At 51.3% G+C, this 24,553-nt stretch carries 17 protein-coding genes; 12 read left to right on the top strand and 5 right to left on the bottom strand.

Features of this window, described 5'->3' with window-relative positions:
• Window positions 1–344: 344 nt before the first annotated feature.
• Window positions 345–7,883 carry an SDR family NAD(P)-dependent oxidoreductase gene (locus tag Q3Y58_RS12360; protein ID WP_319622455.1) on the top strand — a complete coding sequence of 2,513 codons (7,539 nt, stop codon included), beginning with the start codon at window positions 345–347 and terminating at the stop codon, window positions 7,881–7,883.
• Entirely contained in the window at window positions 7,880–9,259 is a 1,380-nt protein-coding gene (locus Q3Y58_RS12355) for an aminotransferase class I/II-fold pyridoxal phosphate-dependent enzyme (RefSeq protein WP_319622454.1), read from the top strand. The genes Q3Y58_RS12360 and Q3Y58_RS12355 overlap by 4 nt, the downstream gene beginning before the upstream one ends.
• Window positions 9,260–9,262: 3 nt before the next feature.
• Here Q3Y58_RS12355 and Q3Y58_RS12350 read toward each other — a convergent pair whose 3' ends face one another.
• Window positions 9,263–10,018 (bottom strand): SDR family NAD(P)-dependent oxidoreductase, encoded by a 756-nt coding sequence (locus tag Q3Y58_RS12350; protein WP_319622453.1) that lies wholly within the window; start codon window positions 10,016–10,018, stop codon window positions 9,263–9,265.
• Between the two features lie 223 nt (window positions 10,019–10,241).
• Between Q3Y58_RS12350 and Q3Y58_RS12345 the strand changes: the two genes are divergently transcribed.
• From Q3Y58_RS12345 to Q3Y58_RS12315, 7 genes are all read left to right on the top strand, one after another.
• Entirely contained in the window at window positions 10,242–11,423 is a 1,182-nt protein-coding gene (locus tag Q3Y58_RS12345) for a polysaccharide biosynthesis/export family protein (protein WP_319622452.1), read from the top strand.
• A 170-nt stretch (window positions 11,424–11,593) separates the two neighbouring features.
• Window positions 11,594–13,018, top strand: coding sequence for a lipopolysaccharide biosynthesis protein (locus tag Q3Y58_RS12340; protein ID WP_319622451.1), 1,425 nt, complete (start codon window positions 11,594–11,596; stop codon window positions 13,016–13,018).
• A 20-nt stretch (window positions 13,019–13,038) separates the two neighbouring features.
• The gene (locus Q3Y58_RS12335) at window positions 13,039–13,806 is read left to right on the top strand and encodes an ABC transporter permease (RefSeq protein ID WP_319622450.1); all 768 of its coding nucleotides are present in this window, start codon (window positions 13,039–13,041) and stop codon (window positions 13,804–13,806) included.
• Window position 13,807: 1 nt separating this feature from the next.
• The gene (locus Q3Y58_RS12330; RefSeq protein ID WP_274219775.1) at window positions 13,808–14,464 is read left to right on the top strand and encodes an ABC transporter ATP-binding protein; all 657 of its coding nucleotides are present in this window, start codon (window positions 13,808–13,810) and stop codon (window positions 14,462–14,464) included.
• A 167-nt stretch (window positions 14,465–14,631) separates the two neighbouring features.
• Window positions 14,632–15,807: a capsule biosynthesis protein gene (locus Q3Y58_RS12325; protein ID WP_319622449.1), complete on the top strand. Its 1,176-nt coding sequence runs from the start codon at window positions 14,632–14,634 to the stop codon at window positions 15,805–15,807.
• Complete coding sequence (locus Q3Y58_RS12320; RefSeq protein ID WP_319622448.1) at window positions 15,801–17,117, top strand: capsular biosynthesis protein; 1,317 nt, start codon at window positions 15,801–15,803, stop codon at window positions 17,115–17,117. The genes Q3Y58_RS12325 and Q3Y58_RS12320 overlap by 7 nt, the downstream gene beginning before the upstream one ends.
• A 31-nt stretch (window positions 17,118–17,148) precedes the next feature.
• A complete protein-coding gene (locus tag Q3Y58_RS12315; protein ID WP_319622447.1) occupies window positions 17,149–17,943 on the top strand; it encodes a formyltransferase family protein in 795 nt (264 codons plus the stop codon).
• Window positions 17,944–17,969: 26 nt separating this feature from the next.
• On the opposite strand, the gene gshA is transcribed toward Q3Y58_RS12315, so the two are convergent.
• Both gshA and Q3Y58_RS12305 read right to left on the bottom strand, forming a co-directional pair.
• Window positions 17,970–19,562, bottom strand: a complete 1,593-nt coding sequence (gshA, locus tag Q3Y58_RS12310) for a glutamate--cysteine ligase (protein WP_319622509.1) — start codon at window positions 19,560–19,562, stop codon at window positions 17,970–17,972.
• A 43-nt stretch (window positions 19,563–19,605) separates the two neighbouring features.
• The gene (locus Q3Y58_RS12305) at window positions 19,606–20,064 is read right to left on the bottom strand and encodes a MarR family winged helix-turn-helix transcriptional regulator (protein WP_274219771.1); all 459 of its coding nucleotides are present in this window, start codon (window positions 20,062–20,064) and stop codon (window positions 19,606–19,608) included.
• 806 nt (window positions 20,065–20,870) lie between these two features.
• Here Q3Y58_RS12305 and Q3Y58_RS12300 point away from each other — a divergent pair.
• Both Q3Y58_RS12300 and Q3Y58_RS12295 read left to right on the top strand, forming a co-directional pair.
• Entirely contained in the window at window positions 20,871–21,104 is a 234-nt protein-coding gene (locus Q3Y58_RS12300) for a hypothetical protein (RefSeq protein ID WP_274219770.1), read from the top strand.
• Between the two features lie 147 nt (window positions 21,105–21,251).
• Complete coding sequence (locus tag Q3Y58_RS12295) at window positions 21,252–22,532, top strand: molybdopterin molybdotransferase MoeA (RefSeq protein ID WP_319622446.1); 1,281 nt, start codon at window positions 21,252–21,254, stop codon at window positions 22,530–22,532.
• A 53-nt stretch (window positions 22,533–22,585) separates the two neighbouring features.
• Here Q3Y58_RS12295 and Q3Y58_RS12290 read toward each other — a convergent pair whose 3' ends face one another.
• Both Q3Y58_RS12290 and Q3Y58_RS12285 read right to left on the bottom strand, forming a co-directional pair.
• The gene (locus Q3Y58_RS12290; RefSeq protein WP_319622445.1) at window positions 22,586–23,245 is read right to left on the bottom strand and encodes a DsbA family oxidoreductase; all 660 of its coding nucleotides are present in this window, start codon (window positions 23,243–23,245) and stop codon (window positions 22,586–22,588) included.
• A 43-nt stretch (window positions 23,246–23,288) separates the two neighbouring features.
• Window positions 23,289–24,005, bottom strand: coding sequence for a glutathione S-transferase family protein (locus Q3Y58_RS12285; RefSeq protein WP_319622444.1), 717 nt, complete (start codon window positions 24,003–24,005; stop codon window positions 23,289–23,291).
• A 97-nt stretch (window positions 24,006–24,102) separates the two neighbouring features.
• Between Q3Y58_RS12285 and Q3Y58_RS12280 the strand changes: the two genes are divergently transcribed.
• The gene (locus Q3Y58_RS12280; RefSeq protein ID WP_319622443.1) at window positions 24,103–24,486 is read left to right on the top strand and encodes a winged helix-turn-helix transcriptional regulator; all 384 of its coding nucleotides are present in this window, start codon (window positions 24,103–24,105) and stop codon (window positions 24,484–24,486) included.
• The last annotated feature ends 67 nt before the right edge of the window (window positions 24,487–24,553 follow it).

Raw genomic sequence — 24,553 nt, 5'->3', positions numbered from 1 at the left:
TCAATGCGATCGGACTACAGCAGGCAAGCGCATAGCTACATTGAACGACCTGTGGAGCACTGCATCATTTCCCCAGCAAAGCACAGATGCTTTCTTAATGGTTATTAATTTTTCATAGCATTCCTGTTGTTTATCGTGGTGAATTGAGCCATCAAACCAGCTTGCTGACGCTAGTGGATGAAGCCCCACGTCTTTTTTGCAAAAGCTATTAGCGGATGCGCTTAGCGGAAAATCAAAGCTGGTATTTAAAGAGTTTAGATTGGCACAACCTAGTGGGATTATGCCGACAAACCTCCGACCGGTGGCGCGGTCTGACATTGCTGTGAATTAAAGCGGGTTAAAAAGTGATTGAAATTGTTGGTTGGTCCCTGCGAGTACCCGGTGGTTCAAACAAGTCTGAACTCTGGTCACTCTTAAAAAACGGTGCGTGTTCGGTTACCCAAATACCGCAGGACCGCTGGAATTCTTTTCGCTATTACCATCCAAGGTACTCTGAAGCTGGCAAGACCTACACATTTGCGGCCGGGGTTCTGGATGATCTTTGGGGTTTCGACCCAACTCTGTTCGGTATTTCGCCTCGTGAAGCAGAGCAAATGGATCCCCAACAGCGCCTGTTATTGGAACTTACGTGGGAAGCCATCGAAGATGCTGGCGTCGCGCCATCTTCCCTAGCGGGTGAAAATGTTGGTGTGTTTGTCGGCACATCCGCTCTGGATTATGGTGCGGAGAGCCTGTTTGATCCTAGCGTCGCTACCGGCCATTTCATGACAGGCAATACCCTGTCCATTATCGCGAACCGCCTCTCTTACATTTTCGATTTCAAAGGCCCCAGCTTCGCGGTCGATACTGCGTGCTCCTCTTCACTGGTGGCTATGAATGAAGCCGTCAACGCTCTGAACTCCGGGCGCATCGACACGGCTGTGGTCGCAGGCGTAAACGTCCTCGCAAGCCCCTTCCCATTCGTTGGCTTCGCGCAAGCAACAATGCTGTCACCAGATGGTCTGTGTAAGGCTTTTGATGCCGATGGAAAAGGATATGTGCGGGCCGAAGGCGGGTTAGTTTTTGTTCTGCGTCGAAGCGACGCCGCTCGCTGGAAAGGCCAAAAATCGCATGCTGATATTGTCGGCGTGGATGTGAACTCAGATGGCCGCACTGTTGGCATGTCGTTACCATCCGAGGATTACCAGGCCGAGCTCCTTACAAGAATTTACGAAGAGAATGGCATCAAGCCCACAGACCTTGCTTTTATCGAGGCACATGGAACCGGCACACGGGTAGGGGACCCAGCAGAAGCAGGCTCGATCGGCCGCGTTTTGGGGCAAGCGCGCACTACTCCTTTGCCCATTGGCTCCATAAAAACAAACATTGGTCACTTGGAACCCGCATCGGGCTTGGCTGGTGTCGCCAAGTCGATACTCGCGCTGCAAAACAACTATCTTCCAGCTAGCCTGCACTTTGATACACCGAATCCAGATATTGATTTTGCCGGTCTCAATCTATCCGTTGCCTCAGAAGGCCTCGCCCTGACAGCGGGCAAAAAGCGACGGTATGCAGGCGTAAACTCCTTCGGTTTTGGTGGTACCAATGCCCATGTCATTCTAAGCGACCCCTCTGCCCCCCCTTTGGAGAGTGAAGGTCCTTGTCAGGCCAGCATCTTGATGTTGTCAGCGCAAACAAAAGACGCGCTTCGCGACCTTGCCTCATCCTATGCGGAGCGGCTGCAGTCGACAAACACAACAGACCTCAACGTATTCAAAGCCGCTGCCTACCATCGCCGGCAGTCACTTTCAGAAAAGCTGATGGTTCTTGGGAATGATACGAAGAGCATCATTTCCTCACTGAAGACTTTTGCTGAGGATGAGACGGCAGACAACGTAATCCATGCAACTAGCGAAAGCGCCACAGGAAAGTGTGCATTCGCCTTTGCAGGAAATGGCGCGCAGTGGGCAGGCATGGGTGTTGATGCCTATGAACGCAATTCTGCTTTCGCTAGCACTTTCGACAGGGTTGATGCGTATTTTCGACCCCTAGCAGGCTGGTCTCTCCGCGAAGCACTTACAGCCCCACAGTTGGAGGCACGGCTTAAGCAAACAAGTGTCGCACAACCTCTCCTGTTCGCCGTTCAGGTAGCCCTTTGCGATGCCCTGGCGGCATACGGTTTGAAACCAGACATGGTGTTCGGGCACAGTATTGGTGAAGTCGCTGCGGCTGCAGTAGCTCAGTGTCTGCCTTTGGAAGAAGCGGTGTGCCTGGTCTACAATCGTTCTATTCATCAGGAGAAAGTAGCCGGTAGCGGCACAATGGCTGCTCTGGTACTACCAGCGGACAAAGCCGAGGCCGCAATCCGCGAAAGCGGCTTGAAAAGTCTGGAAGTCGCGGCCATTAACAGCCCGAAATCAGTAACTATTTCTGGCTCTTACGAAGATGTGGACGCTTTTGCAAAGTTTGCTAAGTCAAAACGCTACGTACTTCGTAAAGTCGCTCTCGACTATCCATTTCACAGCTCGTTGATTGAACCTGTAGAGGCGCCATTTAGAGCTTCAATGCAGGCGCTCAACCCTGCTACGGCGTCGGTCACATTCTACTCAACGGTCACCGGCGACGCAATTACTGGCACTGATCTTACCGTTGACTATTGGTGGCAGAACCTTCGCAACACCGTACGCTTTTCAGAGGCAGCTGACAGCATCCTGCGCGATGGAGCCACACTGTTTATCGAAATTGGCCCAAAACCAATTTTGCAGGGATACCTGCGTCAGGTCTCAAGTGAGGCCGCGGTATCTGCTAAGATTATCGACACACTCCAGACAACCGACTCAGAAGCGGCAGACCCAATACTGGAAATCGTTGCCAACGCGATGGCAAACGGCGCTGTTGTCGATGAGCAATCTCTGTTCGGCGCGAATCCATCCTCGCCTGTAGAGCTCCCAACTTACACCTTCCAGCACAAACGTTTTCGGTTTCAGAGCACCGGCGAGAGCAATATCGAACTCTTCCGTGGAGGCGATCACGATCTCCTTGGTTGGAGAACCGATGGAGAAAGTACCGTCTGGACGACGCACTTGGATACCAAGGTCGTCCCGTTTCTGGCGGACCATGTGGTCAACGGGCAGGATATTTTCCCGGGTGCCGGTTATGTCGAGATGATGCTCGCAGCTGGACGACATGTCTACGGGCAAGATGAGATTGAAGTTCAAACAGTCGACTTGCTCCAGGCCATGCATTTTAGCGAGGAGTACCTCACAGAAGTTCAGACACGCGTCTTCCCAGAAACCGGGACTGTGGAGATCTACAGCAGACGTCGTTTGAGCGATGATGCTTGGATGCTGAACGCAACTGGCCGCGTTTATCGTGCAGTGCCAGCTGAACCAAAAAGACCACAGGATCACCAACGTCCTGCAGAGTTAATTGCTTCTGGAGAGGAGATTTACGCACGCGCCCGTAGACACGGCCTGGAATTTGGCCCTCACTTCCAGCGCGCGCAGATTATTTCAAAGCTTGCACAAGGACGTTATCGCGTACAACTCAGTACACTAGAAGAAAGCGGATTTGATCGCGGCAATTACAACATTCACCCGGCTGAGCTGGATGGCTGCTTCCACGGCCTTCTGGCGCTATTTGAAGCGCTCAGCGATCACGACAGCGCTGGCAAAACCTACATTCCCATCCACTTTGCTTCCATTCGACAGGTGAAGTCAGGTGGATCGCCAGAACTGGTAGATATTCGCGTCAAACGCGTATCACCACGATCTATACATGCAGATTTCCTGATTTATGATGGAGACGGCGATCTTCTCTGCAGTATCGTGGGGGGGCGTTTCAGAGCGACTGAGCTCGGTCGACGTGACAATCCTGCGGATCTTGTTTATCGGTTTGAGCCCAAGCACCTCCCGTTGCGTACCTATGCCGTACCAGCAGAACAAGCCAAGCATCTGACCATTGGTGCTCTCGAAACCGTTCTCTCGCGGGAAAATTCTACCCTTTCTCAGGAAGATCGAGAGCGTGAAAGTCAGTTGCTTCTTGAAGCAGCTGCGCAACGCAGTGCGTATGATGCAATTCGTCAACTAGCCGATAACAACGGCACTGTTGATCTCGCTCGCATTCCAATTGAAAACAAGACATTCGCTCGTCAGCTCATTCAGATCCTAATCGAGAGTGAAGCTGTTTCACAGACCGACAATGATTGTTTTGAACTTCAGGATGATTTCGATCTGCCTGAATACGATGTGCTTATCCGGAGCGTCATGCACGACAATCCTGACGAAGTGGCCAGTGCTTCTTTGTTGACGTACGCCCGCCGGGGGTTGTCCAATCTGGGAGTGCCGCCGCAATCACCGGAGGAAGAGCCATCTGCAGCCCTCTTGGACCACTTTTGGTTCTCATCACCGGGAGCGCTGGCTCGTACGGCCACAGCTGAAGCTTGGATCGTACCCTTCCTGAATGCTTGGCAAGATGGGGATCCGCTTCGCATACTTGACCTGGCAGGCTCCGGATTGAGTTTGGCTCGCTTCATATCGAACCGGGTAGATTCAAGTCTCCTATCGATAGTTATCGCCGAGCCAGATCACAAAAGCGCAGCCCGTCTACAAGCGACGGTAGAAGCCGGTTCAGACATTGAAGTTTGCGATGTATCCGAAGGATGGGGAGAAGTGCTTGATGGTCGCAAATTTGATCTGATCATCTCCACCGGTAGGCTTCATCATTTCAGCGCGGCCAAAAACCCGCTCAACAGGCTTGCAGAAGCATTGGCGGAAAATGGCCGTTTTGTTGCAGTGGAAGGTGCATCAGACACCCTTCAAGATGTTGTTTTCGGGAAAAAACCGCATTGGTTCGAAAACAGCGTTTCGCCCGACTTTCCGGTGGGGCCAATGATGAGTGCTCAGGGCTGGGCAATGCACCTACGCACCAATGGCTTTGCTGAGATCGAAGCTTCTCAAAAAGTCATCAGCGGAGCCAATCTGTCATTTGTAACCGCAACAAAGGTTGAGCTATCTTCCTCATCTGACACTACAAATACGGAACATGAACCGGAAACCTGGCTAATTCTGTCAGGAGGCACGCACGGTGAACTCGAAACTGCATGCGCTCTTTTAAATGGGGCTCTGGCCAAGGGCATCTCAGCTAAGCACTTGGTAAGTGATGGCAACGCTTTTGATGCCAAGGCCGAAGAGCATTGGGATGCACTGCTTTCTGAGATGGGCACCACAGGCCATACACGCATCATTGATCTGTTTGGTTCGATGGCAATTGACCATACAGCTAAAGATCAAATCGCTGAACGTGCTCTGGTTTACATGGCGCTGGCCAAAGCAAGTAAAGGACGGCAGGTTCAATGCGTTTTGGTCGCAAGTGGCGGGCCTACTGTTCCATCACCGGCGCACATCTCACCAGTGCAAAGCGCCATATGGGCATTTGGTAGAACGCTTGCAAATGAGGCCCCCGAACTGAAACCTACGCTGATTGATGTTGATTTCAGGAAAGAGGCAAAGACGATTGCGGCACAAATTCTGACAGCGATTGGCGAGCTCGGCGATGAGCGCGAAGCATCGCTAAACAACAACAGTTTGGTTGTACCAAGAGCGGTCAGGGGCTTTTCCAAGAAGTCGTGGCAGCCAGCAAAAACCATGGCTTTGTCTTTTGATCGGCCAGGATCTCTGGACAATTTGCAATGGCACTCTTTTGAGCGAAGAGAACCTGAAGCGAACGAGGTGGAGATTGAAGTGGCAGCTACGGGGCTGAACTTCAGAGATGTAATGTGGACCCTCGGCATGTTGCCGGAAGAGGCATTGGAAGACGGCTACGGCGGCCCGTCTCTCGGCCTTGAAGTCTCCGGTCACGTGACGCGGGTGGGCAGCGCTGTAACCAGTGTGAAGCCAGGAGATCAGGTTATTGCATTCTCATCTGGAGGGTTTGCAACTCACATTTCCGTACCAGAATTTTCTGTTGCCCCGATACCTGAAGGCCAGGACCTTGTTGCAGCAGCCAGTGTACCCGTAGCCTTTTTGACTGCCTACTATTCGTTGATCCACTTGGGTCACCTTCGTGAAGATCAATGGGTATTGATTCATGGTGGTGCCGGTGGTGTAGGACTAGCAGCGCTCCAGATTGCAAAATGGGCAGGAGCTCAAGTAATTGCGACCGCCGGTTCAAACGAAAAGCGGGATCTTTTGAAGGTTCTCGGCGCGGATCATGTTCTTGACTCCAGATCGCTTCAGTTCTCACGGGAAGTTATGGAAATTACCAGTGGCGAAGGTGTGCACGCGGTACTTAACTCTCTTGCAGGGGAGGCCATGGAGCGCAGCCTTCAAACGGTTCGCCCCTTTGGATGTTTCCTTGAACTGGGCAAACGAGATTACTATGCCAATACCAAGATAGGGCTGCGCCCTTTCCGTAGAAACCTCTCCTACTTCGGCATCGATCTCGATCAAATCCTTTTGTTTGATCAAGACTTAACCGGCAGGCTGATCAAGGAAGTTTTCGAGTTATTGGCGGACGGCACATTCACTCCACTACCGCACCGTCGGTTTGAGGCAAGAAGTGTGCAAGATGCCTTCCGTCTCATGCAGCGCTCAGGCCACATTGGCAAGGTTCTGGTTGTTCCACCTCAGAGCAACGAGATCCTGGTACCACCGCAAAGAAAGCCCATCCAGTTTTCTTCGGCTGGGTCTCACTTGGTAATTGGCGGGCTCGGCGGGTTCGGCGGAGAAATCGCTACCTGGCTGGCAGATAACGGCGCACGGGAAATCGTTCTAACAAGCCGCAGTGGTGTTGTAAGCGACGAGCATGAACGCGTAATTGCCAACCTTGGTTCGCGCGGTGTCTCTGTCAAAGTCAAATCGTGCGACGTAACTGATCGTTCGGCCCTGGCAAATCTGCTTGAGTCCCTTCGAAAGCAGGGCCCTATCAAGAGTATCATTCATTCGGCGATGGTGCTTGACGATGGTATTCTTACACAACTTGATGAAGAGCGTTTCAAGAAAGTTCTTTCTCCAAAAGTGGAGGGAGCCCAACTGCTGGACGAGCTGACCCGCAACGATCCCTTGGAACAGTTCATTCTGTTTTCTTCAGCAACAACAATGATCGGGAACCCCGGCCAATCCCACTATGTGGCAGCAAATGGCTTTTTGGAGGGCATCGCTCGGAAACGTCGGCAGGCAGGTTTCCCAGGAATAGCCGTTGGGTGGGGAGCAATCGGCGATGTCGGCTTTCTTGCACGAAATGCAGATGTCTCCGACAAGCTCTCCCGTCATTTGGGATCTGCAACAATCCGTGCGCGAGAAGGTCTTGATATTCTTCTGTCCGCGCTTTCACAGGACGACGGCGCGCCGGATGGCGCAGTTGTCCATGTTGGACGTTTCGATTGGCCCTCTGCTTTTTCTTCGCTGCCGCTCCTGAAAACACCGACATTCACCAAGCTGTCGGAACAATTCAGTACTGCAGGCGACAGTCACGATCAGGTGGATATCCACCAGATGATTTCTGGCAAAACTGAGAAGGAAGCGATTGAGATCATTTCAGCTCTGCTCGCTGGAGAAATTGGGCGCATCCTGCGGCTACCCACAGACGAAATCAGTTCGACGAAACCGCTTGCTGAGTTTGGCATGGACTCACTCATGGGCCTCGAGTTGCGAATGGGAATTCAACAAAAGTTTGGTGTCGAGATCCCACTGGTATCGATCACTGGCGGCACGAACATTGAGGACTTTGCAGCGCAAATTCTGAAGCGCGTTGGAGGCGAGAGCGAAACGCAATCGGCATTCGATTCAACCCATGAGAACCTTGCCGGTCAGCATGTGGATGCGTCTTTGAGTGAAGAACAGAAGACGGCACTACGTAAAGCACTGGAAGACCAGGAAAACAAGGTGGCGAGCATTCTGCAATGAGCACACATAAAGCACCAAAATTGCTGAGCACGAGCGAACGCGCAGCCGCTTTAGCAGCTGTGCGGCGAAAGAAAGCAACGTCATCCAATGACTCTGCAAGCTTCAAGGCAGCAGAGCCACGGAAACGCAAAGCGCCTTCCTTCTCCTCTTTACCTGGTTTTCAGGAAATGCGTATTCAGAGGGCAGCTGCAGATCTTTTGGGCGTAGATAACCCGTTTTTCCGTGCGCACGATGCCCGGGCTGCAGCGACAACGCTCATAGATGGGCAAGAGTACTTGAATTTTGCAAGCTATGACTATGTTGGCCTTAACGGGCATCCGGAAGTGGTTGCAGCGGCAAAGCAAGCAGCAGACCACTACGGCCTATCTGCAAGCGCGAGCCGAGTTGTAGCCGGGGAAAGACCAATCCATTCAGAACTTGAGGCAAAGCTCGCTCGGCTTCATGGCGTTGAGGATGCCGTTGCATTTGTCAGCGGCCACGCGACAAACGTTTCGGCAATCGGTCAGCTGATGCAGCCCAATGACCTGATCCTTCACGACGCCTACATTCACAACAGTATTGTAACGGGTGCAAAGCTTGCAGGCGCTGTTCGCCAAGCATTTCCTCACAATGATCTTGAAGCGCTGGAAAATCTGCTTGCATCTCGAGCCCATAACCATGAACGCGTTCTTATCGTCGTTGAGGGCGTTTACTCCATGGATGGAGACTACCCGAACCTGAAGCGCCTTATCGACATTAAGGAGCGATACGGCGCGTGGCTCATGGTAGATGAAGCCCACTCCATAGGTATTCTTGGAGAAAAGGGACGGGGGCTAGCGGAGCACTTCCGCGAAGACCCTAAAAAGGTCGATATTTGGATGGGAACCTTCTCCAAAACCCTGGCCAGCTGCGGTGGGTACATTGCGGGCTCCAAGGACATGGTTGAATACCTCAAGTTTACCGCATCAGGCTTTGTTTTCAGCGTTGGTTTGTCACCTGTTCTTGCTGCCGGTGTCTCAAAGGCCATCGATGTTATGGAGCGTGAACCAGAACGCGTTGTCATGGCACAAGCCAACGGCGCATACTTTCTCGCCGAGGCAAAAGCAGCAGGACTGGATACAGGTGTCAGCCAAGGCTGTGCAGTTGTGCCAATCATGATAGGTGACTCACTCAAAGCCACGGTCATTGCTGCCAAGCTTTTGGAAGAAGGCGTCAATGTGCTTCCAATCATTTATCCGGCGGTTCCTGAAAAGGCGTCGCGCCTTCGCTTTTTCATTACAAGCGAGCATAGTAAAGATCAGTTAGACACTGCGATCCGCGCTCTTCGAAAGACACTGGATGACTATGACGCCAATCCAATATCCATTGAGCATTTAGCAACCATGATGGCTGGTTAAAAACTAGCGTTCGTAATTGAACCGTTTCCCGGCCTTCTTGCGCAGCTTCCAAGGAAGCAGGTAGCCCAGCCTAATACTTAACGCCAGCAGGGCGGGGAACGGGTAGAACGGCTTCCTTTTTTCGACTGCACATCTGACTTTCTTGGCGGCTGCCGATGCTGAAAGTTCTAGCGGGCGCCAGCTCTTGTAAAGATCCGCCATCGGGGTCTTGATGTATCCGGGGCAGACCACTGAAACGAAGACGCCGTAGTCATCCAGATACTCGCGCATCGCTTCGCCATAGGCGATGATCCCCGCTTTAGATGCACCATAGGCTGGCCCATCCTTGATAGGCTGCATGCCCGCCAAAGAGCTTATAAGTACGATTGTTCCTTTACCGGCTTTTTGCATATACGGGGCCACGGTCGTAACCACGTTTACGACGCCGCCAAGATTTGTATTGATTTGCGCTAAGGCGACCTCTGCTGATTCAATCGAGCCATCCTCAGAATGACTACCGGTAACTCCTGCATTCGCAATGACCAAATCTATGCCGCCCTCGGACAAAATTGGCGCTAGCGCCATGCGAACAGACTCGGTCTCACTCACATCAGCGATACAAGACCAAGTTTTCGCTCCCCTTTTTTCACAGAGCGTGCAAACCTCCGACAACCTTTTGCTGCTCCGTGCCATGAGCACCAGATCAACATCCTGTTCAGCAAATTCCAACGCTATGGCTTTCCCCAAGCCTGAGCTCGCCCCCGTAATTAGTACACGCATGGAGTGCGTCCTTTTCGATCCCGACTCATACCAAGGCTACTTGCCGTCCGCTCCCTTAAGAAAATCCGCCCTCAGGTATGATCTCAACCTGTTTTACACCGCTATTTCAAACTAACTATTTTTAACCAGTCACTTATTGTAAATACTGGCACGGTATCCTATCAAAACGTAGTTTTCGGTGTACTGATTCAGGGGCTAGCCGCGCAATTCGGCCTATATTGGAATGGTTTTGATTAAAACGATGTTCTCAACACTCAGAGATGTCTCTCCAAGCCTCTTAGGCAGTCTTCTCGTTTTGCTTGGCGCTTTAGGCCTTTCAGGATGTAGTTTCGTCCCAGGTACTGGCCCGATGTCTCAAGAAATAGTTGAGCAGTCTCGAGAAGTGGAACCTGAAGCATTCCAATTTGAACTTATACCTCTCAACGAGAGAACAATGGCTCATATCCTTGCACATCAACGCAGTGGATTAGGGGCGAAGTTTTCAAGTGCCAAATGGGCGCCTCGGCATATTGTCGGCATTGGTGACGTTGTCTCAGTGGTCGTTTGGGAAAAAGGAGGCGACAGGCTGTTCTCAGACGGGCAAATGGGTACGAAAACCGAGCTTGGTCCGTTTATGGTAAGCCAAGAAGGGACCATAACAGTTCCCTACATCGGAAAAGTTCACGCCTCAGGAAAATCCGTGTCTCATCTTCAAGAGGCAATTCAACTCGCCCTTGAAGGGCAGGCTACAAATCCTCAGGTTATTGTTACGCTTAAGAGCAACACCAGCAGCTTGGTAACACTCAACGGCGACGTGCGCCAGCCCGGGCAAGTCCCTTTGGCTCTTCATGGTGAGCGCCTGCTCGATGTACTCGCCCGCGCTGGCGGAAGTGCTACACCCGCGAGCGAAACTTACGTTACTTTCATTCGCGGCCAGAAGCGCGCGGAGCAATTGTTGAAAAACGTATATGAGCGCCAAGCCGAGAATGTGTATGTTCGACCTGGTGATCAAATCATTTTAAGCCACAACCCTCAAACTTTCACGGCTTTTGGTGCCGTTTCTAAAGTTGGAGAATACCCAATACAGGCAGGTGAAGTGTCTTTGATTGAAGCTCTCGGTCGTGTCGGAGGTCTCTCAGAGAATTCTGCTGACCGCTTGGGTATGTTCGTGTTTAGATATGAAGACGCAGACCTCGTGCGCGAACTGCAGCCTGATGTTCGCACCGAAGATGGCGGCATGATCCCCGTTGTATATCGTATCGACATGAGGCAGGCTGGATCATATTTTTTGGCACAGCAATTTAATGTGCAAAACAGTGATATTTTGTACGTCTCCAACTCGTATGGCGCAGAGCTGACCAAATTTGCACGTATTCTAAGCACAACTGCAGGCGTAGTGCGCTCGACCACTGTTATTAGCTTTTAGGCCCCAAAGACCGTGTGCCTAATTTCTATAAACAGGAGCATTTGCAGGATGCCGTGGGTATTTGATGCAATTGCAACAACTGTTGGGTTTAATTTTTAACACTCTCAGTGCAGTAATATACCGTCGTGATCAGCGATGGAATATAGAAGTCCATTGGAGGCGAGAAAATAGTGAACGCGGAACAAGCAAAGGCTGCTCCTTCTCCCGCCACCGCTGCAAAACCCAAAGAAACCCCAAAGCCGGTTCCACAGGCTGTGGCCTCTAATGTCGTTCAAAAGACGAACACATTACAAAAAGAAACCGGAAATACGAATCTTGGTGCCCCGGCCCAGGACACGCCGCCCCCACCTTCACGGAAGGGCGGCTCAGTAGTTCCGCTCCCTATCAGGGGGAAACCAGACGCCCAAAAGGCTGTTAAAGAGTCAATCCGCTTCTTTTCAATGGCGGGCCTTCGACCTCAACAGAAACGACGTCGCCTACTTTGGTTGTCATTTTTGGTTTGTGTGGTCATTCCAGCGTTTATGGGAAGCGTCTATTTTCTTTTTATTGCTTCAGACCGGTATGTCGCGAAAGCAGGATTTGCCATCAGAAGCTTGGACGGCCCATCTGTTGGTGGAGATATCCTTGGAGCGTTTACTGGCCTTGCTTCTACTGGGTCGACGACAACAGATTCCTATATGGTCATGGACTACCTCCACAGTCGAGAAATTGTCGAGCGGCTCTCGAGGGACATGGGTATTCGGGAGAAGTATTCTGCCGACAATGTGGATTTCTTCTACCGGCTTGACGCCACGCTTCCTGTCGAAGATTTGGTAAACTACTGGGAGTGGATGATTTCCGCTAGTTTTGATACCCACTCATCAATTATCAACTTCGAAGTAGAAGCGTTTACACCGCAAGATGCTGAACGAGCAGGTCGGCTCATTTTGGGATACATTTCTGAACTGGTGAATGATATTTCCGAGCAGGCCCGACAAGATACTGTACGGTTTGCTGAGGAAGAAGTATCTCGTGCAGAGCTTCGGTTGAGGATGATTAGAAATCGCATGTCTGAGTTCAGAGAGACCGAAAATGCGATTGATCCATCACTTAACGCCGAGGTCCAAGTTCAACTAATTGCCCGTTTGCAAGAACAGTTGACTGATACTCGCGCGCGCCTCGCCACTCTGGAAGGCACTATTGATGAGAGTTCGCCGACTTTGAGGCAACTGCGCCGCCAAGAAAAAGCCATTCTCGGCCAGCTTCAGCAACGTCAAAATGAAATTGGCGGCGGGGGCCAATTTGAGGATAGTTCACTTCCGAACACAGATCGCCTCTCGCCACTCTCTTCTATGATTGCCAGCTACGAAGAATTGGAACTGGAAAATCAGTTTGCACAGAAGGCCTACGTTGCAGCGCTTGCATCATTGGAACAATCTCGTGCGGAAGCTGATCGTCTCCAGCGGTATCTCGCTGTCTTTGAAAGGCCAGCAACTCCAGAACAAGCCATCTATCCCCGTAGAATAACCAACACTCTCCTCTTGATTGTTGGATTGATTATCGTTTGGTCCATTGGCACTCTGATGGTCTACTCGGTAAGAGACCATCTTCGATAACTGCACACGAATTGGCTGCAATGGAGAACGTTCTTCTAATCCAAACGAGAGTAGTCGGCGCTCTGGTACTACGAGAGACCCGCACAACTTTCGGCAACTCCCAACTCGGTTACTTCTGGGCCATTGCGAACCCAGCGTTAGGAATTGCCGTGTTGGTTGGACTTTTCTCAATGATTGGGCGCGTTCCCCCCTATGGCGATAGTCTAGCGCTGTTTTTTGCAACCGGTTTATTGACATTTGAGCTTTATAAAAAGCTCTCCAGTTCGCTCATGGGCGTGTTTGACAGTACTAAAGGGTTGCTAGCCTACCCTTTGGTGGCCGAAACGGATGTGGTGCTGGCCCGCGCACTATTAATATTTGCAACCTATATTTTCATCATGTTTTTGTTCTACGGAACATTGATTTTATTTGATCTGGCAAGCTATCCGCGGAACGCCGATCAAGTACTCCTGGCTGTCCTCGCAACCTCCTTACTTGGAGTTGGTGCTGGATTGGTGAATGCTGTACTAATGCGCTTGTGGTCAACCTGGAAGCAAATTGAGGGCATACTGAGCAGACCACTTTTTTTTATATCCGGTATATTCTTCATTCCATCGGCGTTTCCACCAAGTATGGTTAACTTAATCTCATGGAATCCGGTTCTGCATTGCGTAGAATGGGTGCGCGAAGGGTATTATCCGAATTACAACAGTGTGGTGCTCAACAAACCATACTTGCTTTCAATCGCTTTGACGCTTTTATTGGTGGGGTTGGGAGCAGAACGACTATATCGAAAGAAGCGCATTTAGAATGATAGAGTTTCAGAACGTATCGAAGACTTATCACCTAAAGGGCGTTACCAAAGTTATTCTTGACGATGTTTCATTTCGATTTCCCAAAGGTCGTAATGTAGCCATTCTAGGCCACAACGGTGCTGGCAAATCAACGATGATGCGACTCTTGGCCGGCGCAGAACTACCCGACTCCGGAGCCATTCGTCGTCACGTTAAGGTGTCTTGGCCTCTTGGATTTGGCGGCGGCTTTAATGGTGACATGACGGGTATGGAAAACATCCGTTTTGTTGCGCGCATGTATGGTGAAGACACGGAGCGTGTCATTGAGTTCGTTGAAGACTTTTCCGAGCTGGGAAAGTCACTCACTCTGCCGATCAAAACTTACTCAAGCGGCATGAAGGCGAGACTGGCATTCGGTGTAAGTATGGCTATCGATTTTCGCTACTACTTGATTGATGAAGTCACAGCTGTAGGCGATGCCCGCTTTAAGCGCAAATGTGACGAAGTGTTTGAACAAAAACTGGAACGATCGAATATTGTGATGATTTCCCATAGTATGGGCGCGATCAAAAAGCTTTGCGATATGGGCTGTGTTCTAAACAATGGAAGGCTGCACTTCCATGACAGCGTCGATGAGGCGATTGAGCACCACAATCATAATCAAAGTACCTAAAGTAAAAGAAAATATAGATTGGCGTACATTTGACATTGTCCCGCAAGAGTTTTCTTTTCCTGCAATCCCATCCTTCTCGTTTCGGGCGAACTCTATACGACCACATGAGAAGGACCGGCCATAATTGCGCGATTGTAAACCTGTCACTAGGTGATTGGTGGTTTAGGATGGGAACACCCTCGCACAACTATTGGGGGCGACTGCGTTCCTGGCGAGAATATCTGGAACGTCTGGTGGACCTGCATCAAATAACGGACATAGTTTACTACGCTGACCGGCGACCGTATCACCGAATAGCACAGGCCATTGCACGTGAACGGGGAATAAACGCTTACGCCTATGAGTTTGGTTATCTGAGACCCGATTGGATAACACTTGAGAAATGGGGTATGGGAGCTTATTCGCATTTCCCCGATGATCCTCAAAAAATTCGCAGCCTTGCAGCTAATGTTGAGGTTGAATGGCCTAGCGACCGTTATCCGCACCCCTTTATTCAAGAAGCCACATCAGAGGTCGTTTATAATCTAATCCCTGTATTTTTCCCTTATCTCTATCCATTTTACGAAAGAGACAGGTACTACCACCCAATAAAAGATTACTTTAGCTATATTCCGCGCCTGGCACGGTCAAGAAAGTCAGAAACAATGGCGGACCAAATAGTTGAAGAACTAACCGCGTCAAACCGGCCCTATTTTGTGGTGCCTCTACAGATGCAAAGCGACTATCAAATTCGTCATCATTCGCCTTATGTACATCTTTCAGAGATGATAGATGAGGTAATGCAAAGCTTTAAGCACTACGCTCACAAAGATGCTCTCTTAGTATTCAAAATACACCCATTTGATAACAACTGCGAAAACTGGCCGAAGGTTATATCAGGGCTTGCTAGCCACTATGGGTGCCGTGAGCGCATACGCGTTCTCGATGGGGGAAACCTCCATCAGTTGCTGGCACATTCACAGGGCACGGTTTTGGTGAACTCAACAACAGGTTTGCAGGCGCTCAACTTGGGGATCCCCGTCAAGACGCTCGGAATTGCGATCTACGATGTAGAAGGACTGACATGCCAGCTGCCCCTAGATAAATTCTGGAACAACGCAACGAAACCAGATCCAGCGCTTAACCAGGACCTGCGAAAACTGCTCGCAGCCAGCATACAGGTTCATGGTAGCTTTTTTACTCCAGCCGGACGTGAGGCAGCCGCAGAAGAGTTCACAGATCGCCTTGTGAATGGCACGGTCAACAGCCATGGTGCCTACGAAGAGATACCCCCGCGCCTTGAAAGAGCTCGAAAGATAGGGGTACCCATACCAGACGATAGCTATTGGAGCGATAAATGCTGAGCCACCAGCCAGCCAAGTCCATACTCTTTTTGCAGGGACCGCTCTCAGACTACTTTTCTCAGATTGCGTCTTTTTTGAAGACTGAAGGACATCAAGTCCACCGAATAAATTTTTGCGGTAATGATCGCATTGACTGGCATCACGATGGCGCAGAGGATTTCACAGATCCACCGTCAAGCTGGGAGGACTTCTTGTCATCCTTTTTAGACAGGACAGAAGTCAACGCTATTGTTTTGCACGGCGACCGGCGATTTTATCATCAGATTGCGAGCAAAGTTGCACGGGAGCGGGGGATAGAAGTCTATGCGACCGAACTCGGCTATCTCAGGCCCGATTACATGACAATAGAGAAGTCCGCATGCTCTGCTTGCTCGCACTTCCCAACTGATCCTGCAGCTATCTTTGAAATTGCCGCCAAAGTGCCCGAGGTGCGCGATGGTACAATTTACTTTGGTTCCATGCTGTCTCAAGTCATGCAGGAGTTGCGATTTACGTTTTTTAACACCCTGTTTCATCGCAACTTCCCGCACTATCTCAATCACCGTCTCGAGAGCCGGGCCACAGTATACGCGGGGTGGCTACAAGGCCAGTTGAGCAAAAAGCGACGTGCCAAGAAAGCCCTTAAGCGACAGAACACCCTTATAGGCGCAAATGAAAAGTACTATCTAGTAGCGCTGCAGTTGGAAGGGGATTTTCAGATAAGAGAGCACTCGCCTTTCAATGGGATGGGCGATGCTATCAAGTACATTGCACAGTCGTTCGCAAGGTGCGCGCCTAAAGATGCAAAGCTGATTTTAAAAACCCATCCTTTAGAGTTCAGGCGCGCAAAACTGCGCGACGCAGTCGAAGCTATTTCTCAAGAACTAGAGATACCGGCCCGACTCGAACTCATCGATGGCGGCGATCTGACGTCTCTTTGCAAACATTCACAAGGCTTCGTTACGGTCAACAGCTCTGCTGGTTTAGATGCGCTCAAAGCTGGAACCCCCACTATGGCGGTAATGCCCACTATCTATGATGTACCGGGGCTAACCTTTCAGGGTTCATTAGACAACTTTTGGGCCATGGGCACCAGACCAGATGCAACGCTTTTCGCCGCGTTTGTTCGCGCCCTTGCCGGAACGATACAGGTCCGCGGGACCCTTTATAACAAGGCAGGCAGGCGTCAAGCTGCAAAGGAGACTGCAGCTAAGATTTCAATGGGTACAGTCAATGCGCCAGGGGCGTTTATCCCCATTCCCCCACGGTTACACAAGGCGGAGAAGAACGGCGTAACTTACCCCTTGGCTTCCCAACGGGTTTCGGTTTAGATCTCCCGACATTCTGGGCAACGGTAATCAAATGAGCAAAAATCCTCTCGGGGCTGGGGAGGGTATCAAGCGCGTGGTCGTGTGTTCAAAGTCCAGCGTCTATACCCATACAGTACTCAAAAAGCTGCAGGTTGAACCGAGCATTCAACTTGTCGGTCTTGTCGCATCAAGTCGTCTGATGAAGAAGGGCGAGCGCGGGTGGCGTGGGGTCTGGCACCTGGTTCGGCGAACAGGCGTTCTCTACGCTGGATATCTGGGAGTTGTCACGACCCCATGGTTACGGCTGCCTCACGTCCCAAAATGGTTTGGTATGGACCGGTGGGCACAACTACTCGCATGCCCCCTTCATCAAACAGAAGATGTGAACTCAAGAGAGACGCAAGAGTTCTTAGAGCGAGCTAAACCTGACGTGGTGCTTTCTGTTCATTTCAATCAAATTTTTTCGGCTGAGGCGCTCGAAAACAAAAACTACGATGTTTTGAATATTCATCCTGGCATACTTCCAGGCAACAGGGGAGTGGACCCCGTGTTCTTCGGCTTGCTGCGCCGGGAATCAAATTTCGGGGTCACGCTTCACCGAATAGAAGAAAAGATCGATGCTGGAGAAGTCATCTCGACTGCCAGCAAAGCTCCTCAACGGCGCGCACTCTTTAGTACAAATCTGGACCTCTTCGAAGAAGGCGGAGAACTCTTCAAAGCACACATAAAGAACGAACCGAGCATAAAGCTCCAGCCAAATGCTGCAGCCGAGCCGTCTGGCAGATATGACAGTTGGCCTTCCTCAAAGATGGTATGGCGGTTTTTATTCTCCGGAAACCGTCTCTAGGAAAGCCCTTCCCTCCTAGCTCAGGCTCAATATTTCCCACAACCGGGCGGGCAGAAATAGGCGGCTTGCGCGTTAAGGTATTGATCAAAAGGTGCAATATCTTCCGCTTCCAAGCGCTCCCATTCCACTTCTGACTGCTTGGCCTGTGTAGAAAGGTCTGCCTCTCGCACTTCGTCCATCGGGGTTACCTTGAAGTGCGAACTTTGCGCCTCGGAGATTGCAGAGATAAAGGCCTGATGAGATCCATATTCGCGCACCTTTTCAAGAACCTGCGCAGATGGCGTCAATTCAGGGTTTTCAATCTTTGCGAGCTGCGCTGCTACAGAAGCGCCAAAAGCCTCGCCGCCATGAACCTCATCAAACAGAACCGCCATGTCCTGAAGACCTTTGAACAGTTCCCTCGCGGCTTCTACCAATGTGATTTGCTGCTGGTAACCCGGTAGTTGCAACCCCGGCTCTCGTCCTCTTTCGGCAACAACAGCCGTGCGCTGAGCATACGCCTTTCGCTCCTCGGCGTTAATGCTTGGGCTGTCCGCGAAGGCCATAAAGGTCAGGAACAGGTTCAGGAAGTTCGCCTGTTCATCGTCTATGCCCACCGGCAGAAACGGATTGATATCAATCGAGCGCAGCTCCACGTACTCAACGCCTCGGCGACATAGAGCCGTGATCGGCCTCTCATCCCCAAGCGCGTTTCGCTTCGGTCGCACGGAACCGTACAGCTCGTTTTCGAGTTGCAGCTGATGGGTGTTCATCTGCTTGTAGGTATCACCCTCCACAACCCCAATCTGCTCGTAAAGGCTTTCGGAGGTCCCCAGCGCAGCGCGCAGGCCGTCCAAATAGTCTTCCATATTGTTGAAGCGAATATCCAATTTGCCTTGGACCACGCTGGTGTAACCAATATCGCTCATTCGTAGCGACGTAGCATACGGGCCATACAGAGTATCGTGCCCCATCAAACTCAAGCGCTCAGAGCCTTCCGGTAGGTAGCTGATGTCAACGGCAGGCGAGGCACCAAACAAATAGAGCAATAGCCAACCGTGGCGTTGAAGGTTTCGTATTAGTGCCAGATACCCGTCGCTGCGGAAGTCCTGAAGAGATACGCCGACGCCCATTCGCACATGCATGCATTGCCACAACTCTTCAGGTAGCGAAAAGTTGTAGTGAATGCCGGAGATCGTCTGCATCCGCTTGCCGTAGCGATTTGCCAACCCCTTGCGATAGAGGGTCTTGATGCGCGCAGCATTGCATTCGCCATAGCTGGCGATAGGTATTTCGTCATCACTGCTGATTACGGGCGGCATGCTCGCATTCCAGAAATACTCACCAGCCTCCAAGCGCTGCGCCGTAAATGCATGGAGGTCCTTCAGAAAGCGAATGCCCGCTGACATGTCACTCACTGCAGGCGTGATGAACTCTAACTGAGCCTCTGAAAAATCCGTGGTGATGTGCTTGTTTGTAAGAGCTTTCCCGACCTTAGGTGGATGTTCGGTTTGAGCAATGTGGCCATTGGATGCCACTCTCAGAGACTCTTTCTCTATGCCCACGCGGATTTTTTTCAGGTTGTTGCGCACAGTGTCACAACATAATCCTATCCACTTATTCTGCGCCAAGGTCGTCATTGCAAAGCTTTCTTCAAGATCTTCAAGCACCAAAAAAGGTGTCTCAGGCCAGTTCCGTTGTTTTTTGCTGCTCAATGGCGTCAACGACCATATGCAGATTTTGACTGAAGTGCCCGGCGAATTCTATAGGGAGCGATTTCATGATCTTTGCCAATCGATCGCTTTGATATCTAGAAATCGTATCAACGCTGTCCTGCCCCAGCTGTGTCAATTCCAGGCGCTTGATACGGGCGTCGACCTCATCCGGCGCGACTTTCAGAAAGCCGCGTTGTTCCAGTCTTTTCACAATGCGAGACGCGCCACTCTTGGAGACACCAACAGTATGACAGATGGCTTGGGTGGGACAGGAAGGGGCTTGCTGTATACCGCGCAGCGTCAAAAACTCTACAAAGGACAGCCCGGGGAGTTCCGGAGCTGCGGTACACTGCGTACTAAAATGCCAAGCAAGCGCAAGAAGTTGACTATAGATTTCATCGGAGGTGCCCTCCGTTCTGTATTCCATGCCACATCACCACAGGCTCGTAATCATCAGAATTGATTTCGGGCATTCAGTTGTACATGTCAACCATCTCGATTGAAGCGGCAGTCACAAGTGAGAGATATCTTCTTGAGCAGACCAATTTGTGGTTCCGCGACCACACCTCTAGCCGTTTGCTGGCAAGCCTCAGCATCAGGCCCGCGAAGTGCTCGAAAACAATGCTAACGGGCACTCGGAAGCGTCAAAAGCATGTTTTATCAACCCCCATCAGGGCAAGGCCAATTGCATGAGGAAGAATTACGAGGAGAACAATGTGGGTTGCCGTTGGCACCCATGTGGTTGTTGTGCCTGTAGCCAAGCCGTCGGGATCAGCAATGACATCATGTATTCTGCGCCGCCAACCTTTTGTGCTATAATGAGTTTCAATCTCAAGCTTGGCCGGAATAGCCCATTGGCGTGACCCTGTGTGTAAGATCACCGGCTGTTGCCGATCTGGGAAAACGTTTGTTTTACCCTGACCGCAGATCGCCACCCATCAAATCAAGTGGCTTTGAGGAAACTTCAATTTTCCTCTAAGGAAATGTTAGCGAAGTGCCATGGAAATGACATGGGACGCGATTAGAAAGCGGGTCGTCCTCGCGTTGTTTGAGTAACCGACAAATGCGTTGAACTCAAAAACAGCCAATCACGCAGCGGTATACGTTTGAGTACCAAGTTCTGTTTTGGAAAGAACAGCAGTATATCAGTGCTGTGATGTTTCTCAGAGGTCTGAACGGTAAAGAGCCGCGTAGATGAGAAAACACCAACCGAAAGGTCGATACGGGAGTGACATGAAAACGGTTGTAGAAGGTACGATTAAACACTGGCCGGTTTCTGTAATGGCAGAACAACTGGAAAGTGGTGATGGGGTGAGCATTTACTGTTCACCGGAGGAAACACACGAAGGCCGTGTAACGCCCAAGAAGGTTGTAGACCTCTGCCTTCGCAGCGACGGTGAGTATTTCTCAATGGCTATGGCTATGAAGCGCCTCCGAGAAAATGGTTTCCGCATTGCCATCGACTGATCAGCATGATCAGTGAATGACTTGCGTTGTAGCCCTCAAGCGATGCTTGGGGGCTTTTGGTTTTTGTAAGCAATGGGCTTGAAATCCGATCGTTTTGCCGGTTCTCTCTGAGCACAATCCACCTCAAGCCTGAGACGTCCAACTCCCATGAGCGAAGCACCTGAGCCTTCAAACCCGCCCTTGGATTTCACGAGAGCGCTGGAACTTGCTTTGAACGCAGCCGAGCAAAAACCGCTGCAAACGGACCATTGTCCAATAGAGCAATCGTTAGGCAGGGTCGTCGCGTCCGATCAAATAGCTAAGAGCGACCTACCAGCTTTTGATAACTCGGCCATGGATGGCTTCGCGCTCCCGGTAGGTACGGCAAGATCCAAGCCGCCACATCAGCTCAAGGTGATCGGAACCATCGCTGCAGGCGCTCAAGAGGGCGCGGGGCATCCGGTATCTGGCGAGTGTTTGCGCATCTTCACAGGTGCGCCGGTGCCGCCTTGGTGTGAAAGTGTCGTCCCAGTGGAAGCCTGTGACGTTGAGGGCGATACAATCACAATCAAGGAACACGTCTCACCTGGAGCCAACATCCGGTGCAAAGGCGAGTATCTGAAACCCGGCGACATCTTAATTACCAAAGGAACCCGTTTGGAGCCCCGGCATATCGGCCATCTTGTCGCAAACGGCTTTTCAGCGATAGAGGTCTACCAGCCTTTGAGGGTCGCCATTTTTTCGACTGGTGACGAACTTGCTGCAGCCAAGCAAGCAACAGCACAAACACAGATCCACGACAGCAATAGGCCCATGCTCATTGCCTATGCCAAGGCGATGGGTGCACAGGTCGTTGATCTGGGGATTCTTGGCGATGATGCGCAAGCAACTACCGCCTTGTTTGAAAAGGCCAAGAGCAACTATGACTTACTGATATCATCGGGTGCGGTGTCAGTTGGCCCACGGGACTTCATCAAGGACGCTGTGATAGCGGCCGGGGGCACAATTGAGAGTTGGCGTGTGGCGATCAAACCCGGAAAACCGATCCTGTTTGCTCGCTTGGGACAGTTGGCCTACACCGGTTTGCCCGGCAATCCTTTGGCAGCCCTTATCGGGTTTGAGTTCTTTGTCCGCCCGCAAATCCAAAAAATGAGCGGAGAAGCTTCACCCGGCGACCTTCATCTTCAGGCGGTCTCTGGCTTCGAATGGCAGCGAAGGCCGGGTCGAACGGAGTTCTTCCCAGTACGCGTTATCGGCATCAACGAAGTCGGCCTACCCGTTCTGGCTCGGCACGCCACACACGGTGCTGCATCACTCCACGAGATCGCGCAGGCAGATGGCATCGGTATGGTTTCTCCCAGTACCACTCAGATAGTGCAGGGCACCAAGCTCATGTGGCGGCCATTTCCGTCTGCAACCCTCTCGCCATTCCCATGGCTCTCCAAATAAAAAGGCCGGGCTTTTCACCAGTCCGGCCTAATGGGGTTGTTGCGCCAAAAACCTCAGGAAGAAGCCGCCAGCGCCATTACTTTTTGCAGCACTGCCTTGTAATTTTCAGTGCCCTGGGCACCTGTAACGAGGTGCTCAAGATTGAAAACCACCGCTGGCACGCCCCGTATGCCACGGGCTGTCCAAAAGTTCTCCTCCTCGCGCACTTCCTGAGCGAAGCGCCCGTCCTCTAAAACTGCCTGGGCCTCAGCCACGTCCAGATTTACGCTGCCTGCAACCTCTGCCAGCACCTCAGGATCACTGACATCCCGTCGGTCTGTGAAAAAAGCTGCAAACAAGGCCATCTTCAACTCATGTTGCTTGCCGAAATCCTGAGCCCAGCGAAGCAGTTGATGGGCGCGAAAGGTGTTATACATGCGCATGTCATCGGCATAGTTGAAGGCGAAACCCAACTCGTTCCCCATTTGGGTCAGTTGGTCACGCGCCTTTTTAGAGCCTTCAGGCGTGGTTCCATACTTTGCGGCAAGGTGCTCTCTCAGGTTTTCGCCTTCTGGTGCCATACCGGGGTTCAGCTCAAACGGGTGCCAATGAAGCTGAGCAGTTGTGCCGGTCTCCAAAAGCGCCCGCTCCAATTGCTTGAAGCCGATTATGCACCAGGGGCACACGACATCAGAAACAATATCGATGCGAACATCCGCTGATTTTTGAGACATCGGAGAGCCTTTCTTTTGAGTTCGAAGCAGCGCCGCCTGCAGTTTACTTTTTCACATCGCTGGCAAAACGCGCAGCATTTTCGGCGGCGAAGGCACCATCGTCCTTTTCACCCCAAAATACCGGCACCGGCTTTGGAATTTGAAGGGCACGCTGAACGGCTGGACGCGCATCAATTCGCTCAAACCACGCCTTCAAGTTGTCTAATCCATCCACCGAGACATTAGCCCATGGATACGCTCGGGCCCACGTGTAAGTTGTCATGTCTGCAATTGAATAGGCGTTTCCGACCAGCCACTCCCGCCCTTCAAGCCGGGTGTTCAAAACCTCCAGGAGACGGCGGCTCTCATCCACGTAACGGCGAATGGAAAACGGTTCTTCATTGCCATTTGGCGCGGCGATGCGTTGAAAATACATGGCTTGCCCCATCATGGGGCCAATGCCTGCCATCTGAAACATAACCCATTGAAGGGTTTCGGATTTTTCCTTCGGGTCGGAAGACAGGAATTTGCCGTACTTCTCCGCCAGATACCAGAGGATTGCGCCGGACTCAAAAACAACGAAATCATCATTGCTGCGATCTACGATTGTCGGAATACGCCCGTTTGGGTTCAGCATGACGTACTCAGGTGCTTTTTGTTCCTTTTTGGAGAAATCAATCGGCGTCAAATCGTAGTCGACACCAGCCTCCTCCAGAAAAAGGATGGGCTTCCAGCCGTTCATGGTCGAAGCTGTATAAACATGAATGTCAGGTTGAGACATGGGTCTACTCCAACAAAGGGTGTCGCATTTGGCCCCAACGTGGTAGATCAGAGTTCAAATAGCAACCAGTATACTTTTGGTAACCTAGGATTTTCTGATGAAGGCCAAGATTGTCCATGATGGGGAAGGGCGGAAGCAGGCCGTGAATGCCTGTAGTGCCCCGTGTCCGATTGAACGGGGTATGCGCATTCTCGGCGGCAAATGGACAGGCTCAATTCTGTGGCACCTCAAAGATGAACCTGTCCGCTTCAATGACCTTGCTCGCATGATCGGCGGGGCCAGCAAGAAAATGATCACCGAACGCCTGCGCCAACTGGAAGATTACGGGCTGATCGAACGCCGGGTCCTGGACACTTCACCGGTGGCTGTTGAATATCAAATCACACCATTTGGACAAACAGCATTGACGTTCCTTGATGAATTGCGGCGGTGGTCCGATGAGCTGCCACCCGCCTTAAGTGAACGCATTGCCGCCGAATGACCGCCGCAGGTCTATCTTGCGACCCGGATAGGGCTTGATAGGGTGGACTTTCCAAGAACAAGGGGGA

Origin of the sequence: Nesiotobacter zosterae (genome assembly GCF_033843645.1) — a bacterium.
Taxonomy (GTDB): domain Bacteria; phylum Pseudomonadota; class Alphaproteobacteria; order Rhizobiales; family Stappiaceae; genus Pseudovibrio; species Pseudovibrio zosterae.
This window is presented reverse-complemented; position numbering and strand designations above follow the sequence as displayed.

What these genes read in the sequence shown, in the direction of transcription:
- Q3Y58_RS12355 (WP_319622454.1), top strand. Translation starts at nt 7,880, where the DNA reads ATGAGCACACATAAAGCACCAAAATTGCTGAGCACGAGCGAACGCGCA.
- Q3Y58_RS12350 (WP_319622453.1), bottom strand. Translation starts at nt 10,018, where the DNA reads ATGCGTGTACTAATTACGGGGGCGAGCTCAGGCTTGGGGAAAGCCATA.
- Q3Y58_RS12345 (WP_319622452.1), top strand. Translation starts at nt 10,242, where the DNA reads ATGGTTTTGATTAAAACGATGTTCTCAACACTCAGAGATGTCTCTCCA.
- Q3Y58_RS12335 (WP_319622450.1), top strand. Translation starts at nt 13,039, where the DNA reads ATGGAGAACGTTCTTCTAATCCAAACGAGAGTAGTCGGCGCTCTGGTA.
- Q3Y58_RS12330 (WP_274219775.1), top strand. Translation starts at nt 13,808, where the DNA reads ATGATAGAGTTTCAGAACGTATCGAAGACTTATCACCTAAAGGGCGTT.
- Q3Y58_RS12325 (WP_319622449.1), top strand. Translation starts at nt 14,632, where the DNA reads ATGGGAACACCCTCGCACAACTATTGGGGGCGACTGCGTTCCTGGCGA.
- Q3Y58_RS12320 (WP_319622448.1), top strand. Translation starts at nt 15,801, where the DNA reads ATGCTGAGCCACCAGCCAGCCAAGTCCATACTCTTTTTGCAGGGACCG.
- Q3Y58_RS12315 (WP_319622447.1), top strand. Translation starts at nt 17,149, where the DNA reads ATGAGCAAAAATCCTCTCGGGGCTGGGGAGGGTATCAAGCGCGTGGTC.
- gshA (WP_319622509.1), bottom strand. Translation starts at nt 19,562, where the DNA reads ATGACGACCTTGGCGCAGAATAAGTGGATAGGATTATGTTGTGACACT.
- Q3Y58_RS12305 (WP_274219771.1), bottom strand. Translation starts at nt 20,064, where the DNA reads ATGGAATACAGAACGGAGGGCACCTCCGATGAAATCTATAGTCAACTT.
- Q3Y58_RS12300 (WP_274219770.1), top strand. Translation starts at nt 20,871, where the DNA reads ATGAAAACGGTTGTAGAAGGTACGATTAAACACTGGCCGGTTTCTGTA.
- Q3Y58_RS12295 (WP_319622446.1), top strand. Translation starts at nt 21,252, where the DNA reads ATGAGCGAAGCACCTGAGCCTTCAAACCCGCCCTTGGATTTCACGAGA.
- Q3Y58_RS12290 (WP_319622445.1), bottom strand. Translation starts at nt 23,245, where the DNA reads ATGTCTCAAAAATCAGCGGATGTTCGCATCGATATTGTTTCTGATGTC.
- Q3Y58_RS12285 (WP_319622444.1), bottom strand. Translation starts at nt 24,005, where the DNA reads ATGTCTCAACCTGACATTCATGTTTATACAGCTTCGACCATGAACGGC.
- Q3Y58_RS12280 (WP_319622443.1), top strand. Translation starts at nt 24,103, where the DNA reads ATGAAGGCCAAGATTGTCCATGATGGGGAAGGGCGGAAGCAGGCCGTG.